The sequence below is a fragment of the Affinundibacterium nitidum genome (genome assembly GCF_014284155.1).
Classification (GTDB): Bacteria; Pseudomonadota; Gammaproteobacteria; order Burkholderiales; family Burkholderiaceae_D; genus Undibacterium; species Undibacterium nitidum.
This window is the reverse complement of record NZ_JACOFZ010000001.1, coordinates 1,673,469-1,690,341: the sequence shown is the minus strand read 5'-3', so window position 1 is coordinate 1,690,341 and position 16,873 is coordinate 1,673,469. Positions and strand designations below refer to the sequence as shown.

Genomic DNA, 16,873 nt, shown 5'->3' with positions numbered 1-16,873 from the left:
AATCGGAAGAAAAGATATTCAAAAATGTAGGGCGGGTGAAACCCGCGCCGCACGAACTTAATTGGGACAGTACGGGTTTCACCGGCTCTACAAAAAAGCCTCTGTGTTGAGATGTTTTAAAAAAAAGGAAATCGTATGCAAATGTATCGCATCCTGTCGGCACTGCTAAGCTATCCGCAAGCAGATTTGATCGAGGCCTTGCCAGAGATTCGTGCTGCGTTAGCAGACGACCAGGAAAGTCTACAAGCCTTACAGCCTTTGCTCGACTATTTGCAGTCGCATAGTCTGATTGAAGTGCAAGAGAACTACGTCGGCACTTTCGATCGCACACCCTCCGTCGCTTTGCATTTGTTCGAACACATTCATGGCGAGAGCCGTGATCGTGGACAGGCCATGGTCGATTTGATTGAAGAGTATCGTCGTTTCGGATTCGAACCAGAGATCAGTGAATTGCCAGACTATGTTCCTTTGTTCTTGGAATTTTTGAGTTTGGTCGACGATGAGGTTGCAGAACGCTTGCTTGGCGAAGCGATTCATGTTTTAGCGGCGATCGGTGTTCGGTTGCAGCGCAAAGAAAGTCCGTATGCCAATGCACTTTTGGTGTTGACTTCGTTCACTGATGTCGTACCGCAAGAACAGGGTGAGTCCCCAGTGCGTGATATGGATGATGCGATGGAAACATTTGGCCCTGGTGCAGATGGCGTTGAGCCTTTGTTGAAGCCGGGAGCGTCTTGTTCCTCGAGTGGTGCTGGCACTGGCGTGCAGGCAGTGAACTTTTATCCGCGTGAAGCGAAGCTGGGTGGTTCTGAATTGCGGTCTTAGGCTTGTGATTCCCGTCAATGCAGGAATCGAGTGTCTTAATTGTTGATTGTAATACGAAAGATACTGGGCTTCTGCATGCGTAGGAGCGACAACATCAGGTTTAGAAATATTTGCTGTAGGCGATGCAGCATTAAAAGCGACATTAATTTAGGAGTTTATGATGGACTACTTACATCAATTTTTATATGGTATCTACCCCTACATCGCGCTGGCGATTTTCTTACTGGGTAGCTTGGCGCGTTTCGAACGCGAACAATATACGTGGAAGAGCGACTCATCGCAGATGCTGAAAACTGGCAATTTGCGCCTCGGGAATATCTGTTTCCACATCGGCGTGCTCGGTTTGTTCTTCGGCCACTTGGTCGGCTTGTTGACACCCGTTAGTGTGTGGGATGCCTTGGGAGTGAGTCATGGCTTTAAACAAATGATCGCAATCGTGATGGGCGGTAGCTTTGGTAGCTTGTGTCTGTTCGGTTTACTGATTTTGTTACATCGTCGTTTGACAGAGCCACGCATTGCTGCGGTCACCAAAACTGGCGATAAAGTACTGTTGCTATGGATCTTGGTCACGCTCGGCTTGGGCCTCTCCACCATCTTCGAATCTCTCGAACACCGTGATGGTCACATGATGGTGTTGCTCATGACCTGGGCTCAACATATCGTCACTTTCCGTGGTGACGCAGCGAGTTTTATTGAAGGCGCACCACTCTTGTTCAAAGCGCACTTGTTCATGGGCTTGACCTTGTTTGTGATCTTCCCTTTCACACGTCTGGTTCACGTATGGAGTGGCTTTGCTTCGGTCGGATATCTCAGTCGCGCATGGCAATTAGTGCGTTCGAGATAGTTTAAGAAAGCCTTATGCGAAGAAGTTTCCCAAGAAGTGCAGAGTATTGTAGATGGGCGAGAAAATTGTGGATTCAATTGAGATGTTTCTTTGGTTTCTCTGTACCTGTGCGTTGAGAAGTTTAGAATTTAATAGGAGGCCATCATGCCCGTCATCGTCAACAATTACGAACTCAGCGATGCTGAGATGGAGCAAGAATTGCCCCAACATCAAGGGGCAGTTGATCCGCTCAAGAGTGCCATGACGGCATTGGTCTTGCGCCGTGTGTTGGTAGACAAGGCCAATGAAGATGGTTTTAGCGGTGACGATGAGCAAAAAATCGAAGACTTGTTGGCACAAGAATTGAAAGTGCCGGACGCAAGCGAAGAAGAATGTCGTCGTTATTACGATCTACATCAACCGCGTTTTCTGGTTGGTGAATTGGTCGAGGTAAATCATATTCTGTTTCAAGTGACAGCTAACGTCGACCTCGATGCGCTGCGGCAACAAGCACAGTCTGTCTTAGATGAATTGATTTCACAGCCCAGTGAATTCGCTAAGGCGGCGAAGACATACTCGAATTGTCCTTCCGCAGAAGTGGGTGGCAACTTAGGGCAATTGGGTCATGGTGATACTGTTCCTGAATTCGAAAAAGCTATTTTCAGTGCAGCTGCGCATAGCGTCATCACCCGCCTCGTCGAAACTCGTTTTGGGCTGCATATCATACAGCTGGGACGCAAAGTCGCTGGCCGTCTGGTGCCGTTTGAGCAAGTTCAGAATCAGATCGCGGATTCCATGCAAAGAGCGAGTTACGACCGTGCATTGCAACAGTACTTGAAAGTAGTGGTGGGGCAGGCGCAGATTACCGGTATTCAGTTGGATGGCGCGTCAAGCCCCTTGGTGCAATGATGATTGGCATAGCAACCGTATAGTAATAATAGGAAGAATCATGTCAGAAGCAATGATGAAATTGGTGAAACAGCACCAAGAGTGTGATGATCAACTTAATCGTGTGGAAGTCGCTTTGAATAAGCAAGACTTCGCATCTGCTGGGCGCAATTTTCGCTTATTCAATGAGCAGTTAGAAGACCATTTCCGGATTGAAGAAGAGCGTCTGTTTCCTGCCTTTGAAAGTGCGACGGGGATGAGGGACGGCCCCACTGTTGTAATGCGGGCAGAGCACCTTGAAATTCGTTCTTTGCGAGATCAATTAATGCAAGAAATTGAAGCCGCGGATGCCAACGCGGCGCGCGCCAGCATAGATACGATGAATGTCTTGATTCAACAGCACAACGTCAAGGAAGAAAACATCTTGTATCCGATGTGCGGCGGTAGCATTCCACATTTGAACCGCATTTTGGGATTCGGTGGTTGTGGTGGTGTTTGCTCCTGCGCTGCCTGAAGCGCCTGAATCATTGCTTACTACGCGGCATAAACGATTGCCTAGCGGATCAAATGGCGAAAAATAGCCGATGCTGAATTATGACTTAGCACCGCGACCGGCAATCATTTTTGGTTGCCTCCTCCCCGCCCCTTGGCTCGGCGTGTTGGCAGGCGTGATGCTAGCCATCGCACCCGGTGAAGGATTGCCGCACCGCTTCTCTCCCATAGTTCTTAGCTTGACACATATCCTCGCGTTGGGAATGTTGGCACCGGTGATGATAGGCGCCCTATTTCAATTATTTCCCGTTGTCGGTGGGCAAGCGGTTCGCCTATCGCGCTATATTGCACCGTTCTTAGCATTAGGTTCGAGCGCGATCGCATTGAGCCTAAGCTACGCTTTCTATTACCATTCCAGTTTCTCTTTTAGTCTGGCGTTTGGCCTAGCTGCCGTGTTGTTTTCTGCAGTGGTGATGGCATTGTTCGATGCGGGCATGGCGATGCGCTTACCACCGCATCGCGACGCAAGCTTACTTACCCTCCGTGCGATTGCTTTGCCATTGTTTTCGCTGGTCTCGTTTGGCTTGGGCTTACTCGCCAGCTTACTCGGCTGGTGGACGATAGATTTACTGTCGGTTCTGCGTCTCCATGTGGCATGGGCTTTGATCGGTTGGTTAGCCTGTCTTATTCTTGGTGTCGCCACCACTGTGTTTCCGATGTTTTGGCAGTGCCCACGACCGGCACCAGTCTGGCATCGATTCACACCGGTTCCGATCTGGACTGGCTTACTGTTGTTCAGCGCGACCTGGTCGGATTCTTTGCAAACAGTGATTTTGACTGTTGTTCTGGTTTTCGTTTGTGGCTTGCTTTGCTTCGCTTTGCGCCACGTACTGAAGGCGAAACGACGCTTCGATGCGGCCTGGCCTTTGTGGCTGCTGTGTACCACCAGCGGTCTACTGGCTGCACTATTGAGTTTACTGTGTATGCATGCCACGTCTGTTTTGCCAGAGTCCGTGGTAAATAGTATGCCTTGGATGATTGGTGTGCTGGTCTTGGTTGGCGGTGGCGTGTGCGCAGTGAATGCGATGTTGGGGAAAATCATTCCGTTTCTGGTATTTCTGCATTTAAGACGGACAATTCCTATGGGACAACGCATTCCCAGCATGCAGTTGATCTTGCCACCGAAGTACTTGAAATGGCAGGCGCACTTGTTAATACTTAGTCTCATGAGCCTACTTTTGCTTCCTATGCTCCCATCATTGTTTCGCATCGCGGGTGGTATTCTTTTCGCGATATCACAAGCTTTTCTTGCTGTTTTGTTGTTGAAATGCCTATTTCAATTTCGTCAGCATCTGAGAATTTATCTACTGGGAACTGTCAAAACTTGATCCCAATCAAAATTTATCCCCCAAAAGAACTAGATGATTTAGCTTGCTGACCAATTGTGGTTGAAGACCAAGCTGCGCACAATGGCAGCATGGATACAAATATCATCGAATCGAACTCAGCCTTGACGAATCAGCACCGCTTGCGTGACCGCTTTGGGCGTCATGTTGACTATTTGCGCGTGTCGGTGACAGATAAATGCGATTTGCGTTGCAGTTATTGCATGCCCAAGGGATTTCGAGGTTTCGAAGAACCCGAGAATTGGCTCAGTTTCGCTGAAATTGAAAGAGTGGTCGCCGCATTCGGACGTCTTGGGGTGAAACGCGTACGGCTGACTGGAGGAGAACCTTTGTTGCGGCGTAAACTGCCGGATTTGGTCGCGGCTTTGGCGAGCCATCGCGAACTCGAGGACATTTCTTTATCGACCAATGCCACGCAGCTAGAGAAACACGCGCAGGCACTATTTGATGCAGGCGTCGGACGCATTAACGTCAGTTTAGATAGTTTAGATCGCGCCTGTGTGCAGCAGATTACAGGCAGTGATAGTTTCGAACAAGTTTTGCGCGGCCTGCAACGCGCAAAGCAAGTGGGCATTCAACCGATTAAATTGAATATGGTCGTGATGCGGGGTATCAACGATCATGAAGTAAGTCGTATGACCGCATTTTGTATGCGAGAAGGTTTTATTTTACGTTTTATAGAAGCGATGCCGATGGGTAGCACGGGCCAGGCTAGTGCGTACTGCGACCTTGGGCCTATTCGAGATCAATTAGTACGAGAGTTCGATTTAGTACCTGTTGTGAAGGAACTCGGTGGTGGCCCCGCTCGTTATTGGCAATCACGAGACGGCTCAGCGACGATAGGCTTTATCTCGCCTATCAGTCAGCATTTCTGCGCCAGTTGCAATCGGGTGCGGCTTGCAGTTGATGGCACTTTGTATATGTGCTTAGGTCAAGAAGCCGCATTTCCCTTGCGACCGTATTTGCGAAGCGGAATTTCCGAAGACGACTTAGAAGCATTGTTGATCGAAGCCATAGAGCTGAAACCGGAACGTCATGAATTCTCGAACAAGCCGTATCAAGTGTTACGATTCATGTCGCAAACTGGCGGTTAGCGTGTGATGTGTATGAGGCAGGGATAGAACTATGGAAGTAAGAAATATTCACCAATTTATTGAAGGTTTTCAGCGCTTTCAGTCTAAGTATTTTTCTGGCGAGAAAAAACTCTACGATAAATTAAGTGGCGGGCAAAGCCCAACCACACTCTTGATTGGCTGTTGTGATTCGCGCGTCGACCCTGCGCTGCTACTCGATTGCGATCCTGGTGATATTTTTGTGATTCGCAATGTGGCCAATCTGGTTCCACCCTGCAATGAGACAGGTAATCAGCAAGGTGTTAGTGCCGCGATACAGTTTGCTGTTGAAGCGCTACAGGTACAACGTATTATCGTCATGGGTCACGAAAAGTGTGGTGGCATACGTGCACTAATGCAGGGCTACAAGCCAAGTCGTAAAATTGATTTCATCGGTCGTTGGATGCGTATTGTTGAGCCCGTTAAAAAGGAAGTGTTGAGTCGCCTCTCTCATTGCAGTGTGGATGTGCAAAATCATGCTTGTGAGTTGGGAGCGATTATCTTGTCTCTCAATAATTTGCGGAGTTTTCCTTGGGTCAAAGAACGTGTAGACGCCGGTCAACTCGCATTACATGGTTGGTACTTCGATATGACGCATGGTTCTTTACTGGCCTATTCCGATCGAACAGATACTTTTCTGCCTATGGTTTGCCCCTTGGGAGTGAGTCATGCCGAGGCGCATGACAGATTATTGGAGCAAGAAGCCTGTTCCACGATGAGCGCAGCGATTTTGGAGATTTAAGATGCTACTATTTCGTTGACAGTTTGAGAGCATAAGGATTCCTATGAAAATGAATGTAAAACAGGGCGTTGGAGCACAGGTGATTCCCATCGGGAAGCGCTTGACGTTTCGCATCTTGTTGATGACTGCTATTGGTTTGTTGTTGACGCTCGCAGCGATTGCATACACCTTGCTCTTATCTTGGCAACTGGAAGGGGGAGGTGCTGCGATCAATGAAGCAGGTAGTTTGCGTATGCGCTCTTATCGACTGGTGCAGTTGATTGGACATCCTATGCCCGAATATTCTGCACCTCGTGAGTTAGCGGAGTTTGATCGTGTGCTGCAGGATTTACAGCAAGGTGATCCACGACGACCTTTATTTTTGCCTCAAACTGAAGCAATACGGGCGCAGGCGCGGCAAGTGGATGAGGTGTGGGAGAACCTGATGCGACCTGAGCTTGAACAGGTGATGCGTCTAGCTGAAGGCGAGAAAAAGCAGCAGGCTTTGGATATCTATCTTAAAAAACTGCCGAGTTTTGTCGACAGTATTAATCGACTCGTGTCCTTAGTTGAAGTCGAGCTTGCAGAGAAAACGACTTGGTTGCGCTTATGTCAGACCGCGCTGATCTTTATGTCCTTAGCGGCTAGCGTTGCTCTCTTGTACTTGCTGTATTTGTGGATTGTTGGGCCAGTGACGCGTATGCGTGCTGGCATTGCTAAGATGAGTCAAGATGAACTTGACGTTCGTTTGCCAATAGAATCTGAAGATGAATTCGGCGTATTGGCCCAAGCCTTTAATCAAATGGCAGATCACGTGCAAGGCGTACATAGAACGCTTGAAGAGCGGGTCTTAGAAAAGACTGCAAAGTTGCAAGCGCAAAATCACGAAATGAGTACTTTGTATGAAATTGCAGGCTTTCTTGCGGGCCCGCATGCGATTGAAGAACTGTGCCGTGGTTTCCTGCATCGAATTATGCTACGCATGCATGCCGATGGTGGTACTGTGCGTATTCTTGATAAACATAGCGATAACATGCATATCACTGTGCATGAAGGTGTGCCGGATCACATGATAGAACAAGAACATTGCATCAAGAAGGATGATTGCTTGTGTGGGGCAGCGACACAACAAGGCGTGATTCTCGTGCGTGATTTCCGCATGTTGGATCAGCAAAAACGCTACCGATGTGCTGAAGAAGGCTATGTTTCATTGGCAGTGTTTCAGATCATGGCGCGTGATCAGGTATTAGGTACATTTTCCTTGCACTTCCTGAAGGAACGCTTGGTCACAGCCGAAGAACGGCGCTTACTGGAAACCTTGGGTAAGAATCTCGGCGCAGCGATTGAGAATCAAAGGTTGATCGCCAAAGAGAAAGAGTTTGCGGTATCACATGAGCGCAATCTATTAGCCCAAGGCTTGCACGATAGCATTGCGCAAGGGCTCAATTTTTTAAATCTACAAGTACAAATGCTCGACGATGCACTAAAGCGTGGTGATTTGGTTGAGATCGCTGACATTTCACCTCTGCTGAGGGCGGGTGTGCAAGAAAGTTATGAAGATGTACGTGAACTATTGCTCAACTTCCGCACCCGTTTGCAAGACAGTAATCTTGAGGGGGAGATGCGTAACGTTGTAGCGAAATTTCAACGTCAAACCGGAGTTCACGCGACCATCGATTTTCGAGGCAATGGCGCGCGTTTGGCACCGGAGCAACAACTGCAAGTTCTATTTATATTGCAAGAGGCTTTGTCGAATGTACGAAAGCATGCGCAAGCAGGGCAAGTGAAAGTGGAGGTTGAAAATGAACGTGATTTTTCTTTGCGTGTCATGGATGATGGTGCAGGATTTGCAATGGAAGATGCGCAAAGCAAGGGCGATGGTCACGTCGGACTACGAATTATGCAAGAACGTGCGCAGCGCTTGTCGGCACAATTTGATATCCAGAGTCAGCGCGGCCAGGGCACAATGATTTTGCTCAGATTAGAGCGCACTGAACGCATGGTCGCTTAAACAAGGGAAAAGAACATATGAGCATTAAGGTACTATTGGTCGACGATCACACCCTATTCCGAAGCGGGATACGTCTGATTTTGCAACGTAACCCTGAGTTTGAAATCGTGGGTGAAGCAGCTGACGGTTTGGAAGGTGTCAAGCGAGCAAAACAACTCAAGCCCGATGTGGTATTGATGGATTTAAACATGCCTGGTTTGTCGGGATTGGAAGCGATGCAATTGATCGTCGAAGATGTGCCGACGACAGCCGTGTTGATGCTCACTGTGTCTGAGGAGGCGGAAGACTTGAGCACTGCTTTACGCAATGGTGCGCGCGGCTATTTGCTCAAAAATATTGAGGCTGACTACCTGACTTCTGCGATCAAGAAAGCGGCGGCAGGCGAGGCTGTGATTGCCGAATCAATGACAGGGAAATTGATCATGCAGTTCCGTTCGGGGCAGAACTTGACGCCCTCGACTGAGAAAGAAAAACTGACACCACGAGAACGTGAAACCATGGTGTGTTTGGCTCGCGGAGAAAGCAACAAGGAAATCGCTAGACACCTTGATGTTGCTGAAAGTACAGTCAAAATTCATGTCCAAAATATCTTAAAGAAATTGAACCTCACCAGCCGCGTACAAATTGCTGTGTATGCGGTGGAGCATGGTTTGGACAAATAGTGAGCAGTCGACTAGCACCAAATACCTGACGCTTATACGTCGAATGGACTATAGGCGCCATCATTAAAACTTCCTACACTTAGATTCATATTTAACTACGATCAAAGCAGTATTTACTAGTTTTTGGCGTCAGTTGGCTTTGTCACGATGGCAGAGCTGATTGGTGCAGATTCTAGCAATCGTGCGAATGGTCGGTAAAACAGATTGTCGTAGGAGGCACAAATGATAAATCAGGGAACCCTCGATGGGCTGCTCGTTAACCAAGCGCTGTTTCAGGGAATTTCGCCATTCGAATTAGAGAGTCTGAAGCGCGAAGTCATCAAGATTGAGCTCGATAAGGGATTGAGTTTGTTCCAAAAAGGCGATACAGCTGATGCCTGCTACATCATGGTCTACGGTTTGCTGAAATTGGCGATACCAACTTCTTCAGGTAGTCATAAAGTCATTGAGTTGATTCGACCTGGTCAATGTTTTGGTGAGGCGATGGTTTTTTTGGAAGAACCGTATCCATTTTATGCCGAGACACTAGAGTCTTCACTATTCTTAAAAATCTCCAAAAAATCTTTGTTCAAATTGCTTGAGCAGTCTCCTTCAATCGCTCGTCAAATGATGAAGGGATTGTCCTATCGTTTATTAGGATTTATCCGAAATCTGGAAAGGCAATCGAGCCATAATGCGATGCACCGTGTGGTGGACTATCTAATGCAAACCGCGCAGGTGCAGGAGACCACGGAAATTCGGCTTGAACTCAAGAAAAATGTTGTAGCGTCGATTCTGAATTTAACGCCCGAAACGTTTTCGCGCATGTTGCAACAATTGGTTGAAGAAGGCTTGATAGAAGTGCGTGCATCTAGGATTAATATCTTCTCGCTTTCTTCTTTACAGGATTTCCTTCGTTTTTATAATGAGCAAGAACTCAGTCATAGCAAAGCGACTCGCACCCACTACCGTAGCCCGCAATTGAGTTCCTCAACACATTGACTAGAATCTTTCTAGTTCTTTTGGCTTATTCACCACTACTTCTGCGGTGAATCGATGTCCGAAGGAAGAATTTTCATTCCGCCTTTACTTCTCTAATCTGATGTTATGCCCTGGGTCTATTTGTAATTACAGGGTCGCGCTTCGATAAATCAGATGTGACAAAGAGGAGTTTAAAATGGGACAAGTGTTAAGTCGATGGGAACCCGAGGATACTAGTTTTTGGGCGAAAGAAGGAAGCAGTATTGCGAATCGAAATCTTTGGATATCAATTCCCAGTTTGATGTTGGCATTCTCGGTATGGATGTTATGGAGTGTGGTCGCCGCAAACCTCGATAAGGCAGGCTTCAAGTTTACCAAGGATCAGCTGTTCTTCCTGACGGCGTTGCCGGCGCTATCTGGCGCTACCCTACGTATTTTCTATTCCTTCTTAGTACCTATCGTCGGCGGGCGTCGTTTTACCGCATTGTCGACAGCCAGTCTTTTGATTCCAGCGATCGGCATGGGCTTCGCCCTGAAAGACCCAACTACTAGTTATTCAACATTGCTTGCACTGGCTTTGCTTTGTGGTCTTGGTGGCGGTAACTTTAGTTCGAGCATGGCCAATATCAGCTTCTTCTTCCCTAAGACACGCAAAGGTTACGCGACGGGCATGAATGCCGGTATTGGTAATCTTGGTGTTTCGGTGGTGCAGTTCGTTGCACCATTGGTGATTTCTTCCGCAGTTTTTGGAACGGCAATTTCAGGTGATGGCTATCTGTATCACAATGCTAAAACCAATGCAGATCAACTGTTCTGGTTGTCCAATGCGGGCTTCATTTGGGTACCATTCATCGTGGTAGCGACCATCGCAGCGTGGTTTGGTATGAATGATATCGCTTCGGCGAAAGCGTCGTTTTCTGATCAAGCAATCATTTTCAAGCGCAAGCATAATTGGTTGATGTGCTGGTTATATATCGGTACTTTTGGTTCTTTCATTGGTTTCTCGGCAGCCTTCGGTATGTTGATCAAAGCACAGTTTCCGGAAGTAGAAGTAGCGAAGTTTGCCTTTTTAGGACCTTTGGCTGGCGCCTTGGCGCGCCCGATTGGTGGAATTTTGTCGGATAAAATTGGTGGTGCTCGCCTCACGTTTTGGGTCTTCGCGGCGATGGCTGCAACCATACTGCTTGGAATCTTGCCGGCCTTACATGATCATCAATTCACGGTGTTCTTGTATTCATTTATTACCATGTTCATTCTCACGGGCCTAGGCAATGGTTCGACATTCCGTATGATCCCAGTGATTTTCCAAACCGAACGGGAACGTGCAGCGGCGGGTAAAGGTGAAGCGGTCTTGCGCCAGAGCCGACTTGACGCAGCCAAGGAATCGGCAGCTGTACTCGGTTTTTCCGGAGCCATTGGCGCGTATGGCGGCTTTTTCATCCCGCAAGGATTTGGTACATCGATCAAGATCACTGGTGCACCCGACATGGCACTGTACACGTTTATCGCTTTCTATTTAAGCTGCATGATCGTGACCTGGTGGTTCTATTCACGCAAAGGTGCGGAAATGCCTTGTTAATTGATTGTACCTTTTTGAGTCTCTTTGAAGACTTTGCGGCAGCGTTGATGTCAACGCTGCTTTTTATTTGAGCGTATTGGGTGAAGTAGAGCGAACAGGCTTGCCTTTAACGAGCGTCGGCATAGTCGCAATTTGAAGCAGCATTTTGCCAAAGACAATCATAGTTGCTTATGGTAAATGGTGCTCAAATAATTAGTCATAGACAAGTCGTAACATGTGCAGTGTAAGACTAGATTTGTAGGTGCAGTGGTTTATTAATCGGCTTAGATTCGACGTTTTTTCCAATTATAGCTTGATGATGGACTGGATACGCCTGGCGTACCAACGGAATCGGGGTTTTCTGATGACATCGTGATATGTCTTATGGCGTCGCCTGCGCGCTGTCGACATCGGAGTGTCTCGGCAAACTGCAATGCCATGCTCATTTGTTGTAAATCGAAATCTTTGAAACAAACATGGTTAGTTGGTGTCACTTGTACTCCTTGTGCTTCTAATGTTTCTTGCTCTGTCCAATACACTCTGAACATGTATCTCCTTTAAAAAATGTGTTGAATTCCTTGTTTGGATTGAAAAAAAGACCCGGCGCTATGATTAGCGTACGGGTCTTTTGTGATCTCGCTGAGGATATCAAGCTGGGCTTGCTCCCGTGAGATGTGAACTGAGGCTGCGAAGTGCATTGCCAATATGAGCTTGGTGCATCAGCGGGCTGAAATCATTGCTCAGTTCGGATTCGCTAAAAGCCGATGGTGAATTGATCAAATTGACCAAGGCTGTTTGTGCTCGACTTGCCTTTGTGCTTCCTACTATTGCCGAACCAAACACTGGCGTGATGGAACGCAGGTTTTTAAAGAGTTTGGCGAATACATTGGATTTCACGATAGGTCCTTAGTTAAGTGTGGTGTAAGCATTGGATAAGATAGTAACCATGAGGGGGCGACGAAAATGTGACATCCATCACGATTAGAGAAATAAACCTATTTTTAGTCTTGGTAGGCTGTGATGGAAATCTGATCTTCGGCGATGCAAGTGCGCTGAAGCAGACCGATTGGCATCAATTGAAGCAAGGGAGTGGCCAAATAGCTGCATATTGTTGGTGAGAAACATCATACTTCTCTTATAGCGGCGACTTCTTTTCTCGTTCATGAGGTAGTGAAAAATTTTGTGCCATAATGCCTTGATTAAATATATCGAGTGTTCTGCCTCGGAGAAGAGTGAAGTGGGTGCTAGCGTGTGGCGTCAGATAAGGTCTCGCATTTTGCGTCTGTCTATGACAGTTGCAGGAGCAAGCTTATTTTTCACACAGTTTGCAAGTGCTCAAGAACTACAAGCTTATACAGAGGATTGGCCGCCTTATAACTACCAGCAGGAAGGTGTCGTTACAGGAATTTTGACGGACATTTTGCGTGAGGCTTGCGCAGTCGAAAAAATCCAGTGTTCAACCCAATTAGTTCCCTGGGCACGCGCCTATAAAACCGTTCAAGAAACAACGAATACCTTAATTTACGGCATCGCGAAGACCCCCGCACGCGAATCGCAGTTAATTTGGGTCGGCCCCGTGTTGCCGCGTACGACATGGATTTTTGCTCGTCCAGAAGTGCAAAACAAGCTACACAGCATGTCAGATTTGAGTGCTCTGAGAATTGGTATGATCCGAGGAGAGGCATCGGCCGATGAGTTACTCAATGCAGGTGTCGCTAAAGAGGCTATCGTTTTGTTTAACTCGAATAATGATGTGATACGCACCTTCAAACTCGGCAAGATTGATGTGCTTGTCAACACAGAGATCGGTATGGCCGTTAATCAGAAAAATTTTCAAATTCCAGATGACAAAGTTAAACGTGTGATGAAGTTCTACGATGGTGGTTCCATCTATTTTGGATTGAACCTTCACTCCGATCCAGTGCTGGTTGAACGACTACAAAATGCTGTTGATAAACTCAGACGTGAGGGTAGGATTCAGCAAATTGTTCAACAATATACAAAAAAATTTTAGTGGATGTGAATAACTAACATTCACAAACTTAGGCTCAATTTATGTTCGCTCTACGTCTCTTACTGATTTCAATTTTTGTTTGCCTGCTTAGCCCGAGCTCCGTTTCAGCGCAAGTTCTTAAGGCGTATACGGAAGAGTGGCCTCCTTATAATTTCATTCGCGACAATAAGCTAGTCGGCGTATCCACTGATATTCTTAAGGCCGTGTGTGCCGATACTGAGTTGAAATGCGATATGCAGTTGGTGCCTTGGACTCGCGCGTATAAGACGGTGTTGGAAACACCTGATACGATGATTTACACTATTTCGCGAATCCCTTTAAGAGAAAAGCAGTTTGTGTGGATAGGCCCAATACTGCCACGCAGTATGTGGATCTTCGCTCGTGCGGATGTTGCGGCAAAAATTCATACGCTAAAGGACATCGCCAATTTCCGTATTGGGGCGATCCGTGAAGAAGCGTCTTTGAGTGAGTTATTGGAAGCGGGTGTACCTAGCTCATCGATTCAGATCTTCAATACCAATACCGATGAAATGCGCATGCTCAAGGCCGGTAAGATTGACATCGTTGCCAATACCGAAATTGGCATGCAACAAAACCAGAAGACCTTCGGTATTCCAGATAAAGCGATGAAGCGCATGATGAAGCTCAATGATGGTGCAGCGCTGTACTTTGGGATGAATATCAATAGCAATAAAGATTTAGTCGCGAAATTACAAGCGAGTGTTGATAAGATGAAGCGTGAAGGCAAGATAGACGCTATCGTGCAACAATACACCAAAGCGAAGTGATCCCTGTTTACCTCGGTTCTCCTTTTTTCCCTATTTCACCTAGATCCCTTACAGGATAAAGATGCTGTTCTGCTTTCTTGTTTTATTGGTCTTCCAATTTATCGGTGAGGCAGTAACGCGTCTATTTGATCTGCCCATCCCAGGACCAGTGATCGGGATGATGCTTCTTTTTTTTACGCTAATTGCTTTCCCTCGGCTGCTGGCTAAATTGGAACATGCAGCAATGACGATGCTGCAGCATTTGTCATTGCTGTTTATTCCGGCTGGTGTGGGAATTATGGTATCGGTATCGCAGATCGGTGATCATTGGTTGGCCATCGTGGTCTCGATGGTCGTTAGCACCTTGCTGACGATGATCGTGACGGCACTGAGCTTCGCGTACTTTCAGCAACGCAGCAGCGATTCAGCTTCCGATCAGAAACAAGATACCGAAGGCGATAACGATGCTTGATTTGCTGAATCGCTTCTTACAAACGCCTTTGTTTAGCGTGATTTTAACGCTAGTAACGTATTTCATCGCGCTCGCCATCGCCAAACGTTTTCAATTTAACCCCCTGGTGAATCCCGTCGTGTTGGCCGTGGCGATGATAGTTTGTGTCCTGCATTTCTCTCAGATGACTTACGCCGACTATTTTTCTGGCGCGCAGCTTATCCATTTTCTTTTGGGTCCAGCGACCGTGGCGATGGCAATCCCCTTAGCTAAACAAGTTGATCGTTTGCGGCGCGTACTGCTGCCCTTAGGGATCAGTCTCGTCTTAGGTTCTGTAACAAGTATTGTGTCTGCATTTAGCATTACCGCTTTGATGCATGGTTCGCGTGAATTGGCGATTGCCATGGGGCCGAAATCGGCAACCACACCGATCGCGATGGCGATCGCCGAGAAGCTCGGTGGCATCCCTTCTGTGAGTGCGGTAGTAGTGATCACCACGGGCATTATCGGCGCGATGGTGGGACGTTTTGTATTTAATCGTATTGGCGTAACTAATACGGAAGTGCGTGGGTTTGCCTTAGGCGTGTCAGCGCATGGTATTGGCACGGCAAGAGCGTTTCAGATGAGTTCGACCATGGGTAGCTACGCTGGCCTCGGGATGGGTTTGAATGGCATTATGACAGCGATCTTAACGCCACTACTGGTGCCGATCTTGCTGCGCCTATTTTATTCGTGAGATAGTCGTGAGCGAGGTGCTCATTTACCTTTGGCTTGTTTGATGTGATATTCCAATTCGCGGAAACTAGGCCGTGTGCGTGAGCTTAAGGCTTTACGTCCGAACTCACAGGCAATCGGCGGTGAATAACCGTTTAGACTGGCGATGATCGTAACCTTGATACATTGATAGGCCATCATATTGATGCTGAGTTTTTGCTCTAATCGCGCTGCGACGGGACCAATAAAACCGTAAGAAATCAAAATCCCAAGAAAGGTTCCGACCAAGGCCTTAGCAATCAAGATTCCAAGTTCATTTGGCGGAATACCCACCGATTCCATCGTATGTACTACACCCATCACGGCAGCAACAATGCCAAATGCAGGTAAGCCATCAGCCATTTTGGAGATCACTTGGATCGGTAAGTCTTCGTCGGTGTGGTGGGCTTCTAGTTCAACATCCATCAAGTTTTCAATCTGGTAGGAGTCGACATTCCCTGAGACCATTAAGCGTAAATAATCGGTCAAGAATTCCATCAAATGACTATCTTCTAAAACCTCGGGATACTTACTGAAAACGGGGCTTTCATAAATGTTTTCGATGTCATCTTCAATCGACATCAAACCCTCTTTGCGAATTTTGGTGAGTAATTCGTACAGCAGCGTAATCAAGTCCAAATATAGAACTTTGCTACGGTTGTGGCTCTTGAAAATCGAGGGGAAGGCTTTGAGCGTAGTGAGTATGCTCTCTTTATCGTTCCCAATCATGAAGGCGCCAATAGCGGCACCTGCAATCATGAATAATTCTACCGGTTGGAATAGTGCTGCGAGATGTCCGCCATCGATAGCAAAGCCACCAAAAACTGCAAACAAAACGATAAGTATGCCGACGACGATTAACACTGAAAGCTCGCTTTTCTTACGGAACTAGAAAGACGCATCGCATGTGAGCACATAGCTAAGCGTATCGCGTGGAGAATATCAGCTTTTCATTTAATTGCCAGTAGGAAAAAGTAGCTTCTTTTAATCTCAAGATCGATTAAGTAGAGCTTCATTAAATTTACGACAATTAAATCTCCGTTTTTCCTTTAGGCTTGGCGTACCGGCGTGAACCCAGCGTCGCTGATTGCTTTTTCGATCACATCAATATTGTGTTGGCTCTTGATTTTCGCCGTATGCGCAGCTAGATCAATGATCACTTGCGCTTGAGCGTCGATGTCTTTGACCGTTTTGGTAATCGTGGCTTCACAATGTTTGCAAGTCATATCGGCAATTTGAAAAACGGGCATAGTATTTCCTTTTGATGATGCGGTTGATTGAAGTTTGTAAAACTAGATTGTAGTACTTGATTACGACGCTGCGCACAGTGCTTCGTCGAAATTGCAGTTTGCAACGAAATTCATTAAAGCGATTGCGCTATATCAAAGCCATAACTTGACCATGTACTGAGGCACTGTATGATTCACTTACTT

Annotated in this window: 19 protein-coding genes; 15 read left to right on the top strand and 4 right to left on the bottom strand. The window is 47.0% G+C overall.

Translation table 11 applies throughout. From position 1 onward, the window contains the following. Nucleotides 1-135: 135 nt before the first annotated feature. From narJ to H8K36_RS07195, 11 genes are all read left to right on the top strand, one after another. Nucleotides 136-822 (top strand): nitrate reductase molybdenum cofactor assembly chaperone, encoded by a 687-nt coding sequence (gene narJ, locus H8K36_RS07245; RefSeq protein WP_186914379.1) that lies wholly within the window; start codon nt 136-138, stop codon nt 820-822. Between the two features lie 160 nt (nt 823-982). Continuing rightward, nucleotides 983-1,666 (top strand): respiratory nitrate reductase subunit gamma, encoded by a 684-nt coding sequence (narI, locus tag H8K36_RS07240; protein WP_186915683.1) that lies wholly within the window; start codon nt 983-985, stop codon nt 1,664-1,666. Between the two features lie 144 nt (nt 1,667-1,810). Beyond that, complete coding sequence (locus tag H8K36_RS07235) at nt 1,811-2,554, top strand: peptidylprolyl isomerase (RefSeq protein ID WP_186914381.1); 744 nt, start codon at nt 1,811-1,813, stop codon at nt 2,552-2,554. A 40-nt stretch (nt 2,555-2,594) separates the two neighbouring features. Beyond that, the gene (locus H8K36_RS07230) at nt 2,595-3,047 is read left to right on the top strand and encodes a hemerythrin domain-containing protein (RefSeq protein WP_186914383.1); all 453 of its coding nucleotides are present in this window, start codon (nt 2,595-2,597) and stop codon (nt 3,045-3,047) included. A gap of 70 nt (nt 3,048-3,117) precedes the next feature. Next, nucleotides 3,118-4,413: a hypothetical protein gene (locus tag H8K36_RS07225; protein ID WP_186914385.1), complete on the top strand. Its 1,296-nt coding sequence runs from the start codon at nt 3,118-3,120 to the stop codon at nt 4,411-4,413. A gap of 89 nt (nt 4,414-4,502) precedes the next feature. Beyond that, nucleotides 4,503-5,525 carry a GTP 3',8-cyclase MoaA gene (gene moaA / locus H8K36_RS07220; RefSeq protein ID WP_186914387.1) on the top strand — a complete coding sequence of 341 codons (1,023 nt, stop codon included), beginning with the start codon at nt 4,503-4,505 and terminating at the stop codon, nt 5,523-5,525. A gap of 31 nt (nt 5,526-5,556) precedes the next feature. Then, entirely contained in the window at nt 5,557-6,285 is a 729-nt protein-coding gene (locus tag H8K36_RS07215; RefSeq protein ID WP_186914390.1) for a carbonic anhydrase, read from the top strand. Between the two features lie 43 nt (nt 6,286-6,328). After that, complete coding sequence (locus tag H8K36_RS07210; RefSeq protein WP_230404310.1) at nt 6,329-8,275, top strand: type IV pili methyl-accepting chemotaxis transducer N-terminal domain-containing protein; 1,947 nt, start codon at nt 6,329-6,331, stop codon at nt 8,273-8,275. A 17-nt stretch (nt 8,276-8,292) separates the two neighbouring features. Next, nucleotides 8,293-8,937 (top strand): response regulator, encoded by a 645-nt coding sequence (locus H8K36_RS07205; protein ID WP_186914392.1) that lies wholly within the window; start codon nt 8,293-8,295, stop codon nt 8,935-8,937. Between the two features lie 222 nt (nt 8,938-9,159). Beyond that, nucleotides 9,160-9,918 carry a Crp/Fnr family transcriptional regulator gene (locus H8K36_RS07200; RefSeq protein ID WP_222611128.1) on the top strand — a complete coding sequence of 253 codons (759 nt, stop codon included), beginning with the start codon at nt 9,160-9,162 and terminating at the stop codon, nt 9,916-9,918. A 175-nt stretch (nt 9,919-10,093) separates the two neighbouring features. Next, complete coding sequence (locus tag H8K36_RS07195) at nt 10,094-11,476, top strand: NarK family nitrate/nitrite MFS transporter (protein ID WP_186914394.1); 1,383 nt, start codon at nt 10,094-10,096, stop codon at nt 11,474-11,476. Nucleotides 11,477-11,739: 263 nt separating this feature from the next. Here H8K36_RS07195 and H8K36_RS07190 read toward each other — a convergent pair whose 3' ends face one another. Together H8K36_RS07190 and H8K36_RS07185 are read right to left on the bottom strand one after the other, a co-directional pair. Then, nucleotides 11,740-12,003, bottom strand: coding sequence for a hypothetical protein (locus tag H8K36_RS07190; protein ID WP_222611127.1), 264 nt, complete (start codon nt 12,001-12,003; stop codon nt 11,740-11,742). Nucleotides 12,004-12,103: 100 nt separating this feature from the next. Beyond that, entirely contained in the window at nt 12,104-12,352 is a 249-nt protein-coding gene (locus H8K36_RS07185; protein ID WP_186914396.1) for a hypothetical protein, read from the bottom strand. A 391-nt stretch (nt 12,353-12,743) separates the two neighbouring features. Between H8K36_RS07185 and H8K36_RS07180 the strand changes: the two genes are divergently transcribed. The 4 genes from H8K36_RS07180 to H8K36_RS07165 all read left to right on the top strand — a co-directional run bounded on the left by H8K36_RS07180 (nt 12,744) and on the right by H8K36_RS07165 (nt 15,423). Next, the gene (locus H8K36_RS07180) at nt 12,744-13,469 is read left to right on the top strand and encodes a substrate-binding periplasmic protein (protein ID WP_186914398.1); all 726 of its coding nucleotides are present in this window, start codon (nt 12,744-12,746) and stop codon (nt 13,467-13,469) included. Nucleotides 13,470-13,510: 41 nt separating this feature from the next. Beyond that, nucleotides 13,511-14,257, top strand: a complete 747-nt coding sequence (locus H8K36_RS07175) for a substrate-binding periplasmic protein (protein ID WP_186914400.1) — start codon at nt 13,511-13,513, stop codon at nt 14,255-14,257. Nucleotides 14,258-14,318: 61 nt separating this feature from the next. Further along, nucleotides 14,319-14,708: a CidA/LrgA family protein gene (locus tag H8K36_RS07170; protein WP_186914402.1), complete on the top strand. Its 390-nt coding sequence runs from the start codon at nt 14,319-14,321 to the stop codon at nt 14,706-14,708. Then, nucleotides 14,701-15,423, top strand: a complete 723-nt coding sequence (locus H8K36_RS07165) for an LrgB family protein (protein WP_186914404.1) — start codon at nt 14,701-14,703, stop codon at nt 15,421-15,423. Before H8K36_RS07170 ends, H8K36_RS07165 begins: the two co-directional genes overlap by 8 nt. A 20-nt stretch (nt 15,424-15,443) precedes the next feature. Here H8K36_RS07165 and motA read toward each other — a convergent pair whose 3' ends face one another. Further along, the gene (gene motA, locus H8K36_RS07160) at nt 15,444-16,304 is read right to left on the bottom strand and encodes a flagellar motor stator protein MotA (RefSeq protein ID WP_186914406.1); all 861 of its coding nucleotides are present in this window, start codon (nt 16,302-16,304) and stop codon (nt 15,444-15,446) included. 185 nt (nt 16,305-16,489) lie between these two features. Then, a complete protein-coding gene (locus H8K36_RS07155) occupies nt 16,490-16,690 on the bottom strand; it encodes a heavy-metal-associated domain-containing protein (RefSeq protein WP_186914408.1) in 201 nt (66 codons plus the stop codon). Nucleotides 16,691-16,873: the final 183 nt, after the last annotated feature.

Coding starts and splice junctions, on each gene's coding strand:
- narJ (WP_186914379.1), top strand. CDS start 136: ATGCAAATGTATCGCATCCTGTCGGCACTGCTAAGCTATCCGCAAGCA.
- narI (WP_186915683.1), top strand. CDS start 983: ATGGACTACTTACATCAATTTTTATATGGTATCTACCCCTACATCGCG.
- H8K36_RS07235 (WP_186914381.1), top strand. CDS start 1,811: ATGCCCGTCATCGTCAACAATTACGAACTCAGCGATGCTGAGATGGAG.
- H8K36_RS07230 (WP_186914383.1), top strand. CDS start 2,595: ATGTCAGAAGCAATGATGAAATTGGTGAAACAGCACCAAGAGTGTGAT.
- H8K36_RS07225 (WP_186914385.1), top strand. CDS start 3,118: ATGCTGAATTATGACTTAGCACCGCGACCGGCAATCATTTTTGGTTGC.
- moaA (WP_186914387.1), top strand. CDS start 4,503: ATGGATACAAATATCATCGAATCGAACTCAGCCTTGACGAATCAGCAC.
- H8K36_RS07215 (WP_186914390.1), top strand. CDS start 5,557: ATGGAAGTAAGAAATATTCACCAATTTATTGAAGGTTTTCAGCGCTTT.
- H8K36_RS07210 (WP_230404310.1), top strand. CDS start 6,329: ATGAAAATGAATGTAAAACAGGGCGTTGGAGCACAGGTGATTCCCATC.
- H8K36_RS07205 (WP_186914392.1), top strand. CDS start 8,293: ATGAGCATTAAGGTACTATTGGTCGACGATCACACCCTATTCCGAAGC.
- H8K36_RS07200 (WP_222611128.1), top strand. CDS start 9,160: ATGATAAATCAGGGAACCCTCGATGGGCTGCTCGTTAACCAAGCGCTG.
- H8K36_RS07195 (WP_186914394.1), top strand. CDS start 10,094: ATGGGACAAGTGTTAAGTCGATGGGAACCCGAGGATACTAGTTTTTGG.
- H8K36_RS07190 (WP_222611127.1), bottom strand. CDS start 12,003: ATGTTCAGAGTGTATTGGACAGAGCAAGAAACATTAGAAGCACAAGGA.
- H8K36_RS07180 (WP_186914398.1), top strand. CDS start 12,744: ATGACAGTTGCAGGAGCAAGCTTATTTTTCACACAGTTTGCAAGTGCT.
- H8K36_RS07175 (WP_186914400.1), top strand. CDS start 13,511: ATGTTCGCTCTACGTCTCTTACTGATTTCAATTTTTGTTTGCCTGCTT.
- H8K36_RS07170 (WP_186914402.1), top strand. CDS start 14,319: ATGCTGTTCTGCTTTCTTGTTTTATTGGTCTTCCAATTTATCGGTGAG.
- H8K36_RS07165 (WP_186914404.1), top strand. CDS start 14,701: ATGCTTGATTTGCTGAATCGCTTCTTACAAACGCCTTTGTTTAGCGTG.
- H8K36_RS07155 (WP_186914408.1), bottom strand. CDS start 16,690: ATGCCCGTTTTTCAAATTGCCGATATGACTTGCAAACATTGTGAAGCC.